This is a genomic window from Bacillota bacterium (genome assembly GCA_040754675.1).
Taxonomy (GTDB): domain Bacteria; phylum Bacillota; class Limnochordia; order Limnochordales; family Geochordaceae; genus Geochorda.
Genome location: JBFMCJ010000739.1, coordinates 1 through 1,720, shown reverse-complemented (window position 1 = coordinate 1,720; position 1,720 = coordinate 1). Strand labels below are relative to the sequence as shown.

General features: G+C 68.6%; 1 protein-coding gene. It reads right to left on the bottom strand.

The features are described from left to right. The coding region (gene uvrA / locus AB1609_23105) for an excinuclease ABC subunit UvrA (GenBank protein ID MEW6049324.1) at positions 1-1,720 on the bottom strand (1,720 nt) is incomplete at both ends.

Below are 1,720 nucleotides of genomic sequence, written 5' to 3'. Positions count from 1 at the left end.
TTCGATGACCACGACCGTGTTGCCGGCATCCACCAGCCGCTGCAGCACGTTGAGGAGCTTGCGCACGTCGTCCGTGTGCAGCCCCGTGGTGGGTTCGTCGAGGATGTAAAGCGTCCGGCCCGTGTCGCGCCGGGAGAGCTCCGTGGCCAGCTTCACCCGCTGCGCTTCACCGCCGGAAAGCTGCGTCGCCGGCTGCCCGAGCCGGATGTAGCCGAGCCCCACGTCCTGCAGCGTCTGCAGCTTGCGGTACACGACCGGAATGTTGCGGAAGAATTCCACCGCCTCGTCCACGGTCATGTCCAGCACGTCGGCGATGCTCTTCTCCTTGTACCGGATCTCCAGAGTCTCCCGGTTGTACCGCCGGCCCTTGCACACCTCGCATGGCACGTACACGTCCGGCAGGAAGTGCATCTCGATCTTGAGGATGCCGTCCCCCTGGCACGCCTCGCACCGGCCGCCCTTCACGTTGAAGCTGAACCGCCCCGGCCGGTACCCCCTGGCCCTCGCCTCCGGCGTCAGGGCGAAGACCTCCCGGATGCCCGTGAACGCCCCCGTGTACGTGGCCGGGTTGGAGCGGGGCGTCCGGCCGATCGGGGACTGATCGATGGCGATGACCTTGTCCAGGTGTTCGAGCCCCACCACGCCCGCGTGCTCGCCGGGCCGCACCGAGGTGGCGCCGTTCAGCTCCCGGGCGAGCCTCGCGTACAGGATGTCGTTGACCAGGGTGCTCTTGCCCGACCCCGACACCCCGGTCACGCAGACGAACAGGCCCAGCGGGAAGCGTACGTTGATGTTCTTGAGGTTGTGTTCCCTGGCCCCCTGAACTTCAACCCATTTCCCCGCCAGCGGGCGGCGCACGGGCGGCACCTCGATGCGTTTCTGGCCGCTCAGGTACTGGCCCGTGATCGAGCGGGGCTGCGCCATGATCTGGTCGATGGTGCCCGCCGCCACCACTTCACCGCCGTGCACGCCTGCCCCGGGGCCGATGTCGATGATGTAGTCGGCCTCCCGGATGGTCTCCTCGTCGTGTTCCACCACGATGACGGTGTTGCCGAGATCCCGCAGGTGCTTGAGCGTGGCCAGCAGCCGCCGGTTGTCGCGCTGGTGCAGCCCGATGCTGGGCTCGTCCAGGATGTAGAGCACCCCGACGAGCTGCGAGCCGATCTGCGTGGCAAGCCGGATCCGCTGGGCCTCGCCGCCGGCCAGCGTCCCGGCCGACCGGTCGAGCGTCAGGTAGTCCAGCCCCACGTCCGCCATGAACTGAAGCCGCGAGCGGATCTCCTTCAGCACCTGATGGGCGATGAGCTGCTCGCGGCCGGTGAGCTGGCCATCCAGGCGCTCGAACCACTCCAGCGCCTGGCGCACCGACATGGCGGTCACCTGCATGATGTTGAGCCCGCCGACCGTCACCGCCAGACTCTCGCGCCGCAGCCGCGCCCCCTTGCAGTCCGGGCACGGGCGGGAGCTCATGTAGACTTCGATCTCGCTGCGGGCCCAGTCCGACTGGGCGTCCCGGTAGCGCTCCTCCAGGTTCGGCACGACCCCGGGGAACGGGTGGGTGTACGTCTTCTCCTGCCCCGCCAGCGTCCGGTAGCGGAACGTGACCGGCTTCCCCCGGGTACCGTACAGCAGCACGTCGATCTGCTCAGGCGACAGCCGCCCGATGGGCTTGCTCGGGTCGATCCCGTACTCACGGCACGCCGCGTGCAGCAGGGCGTGC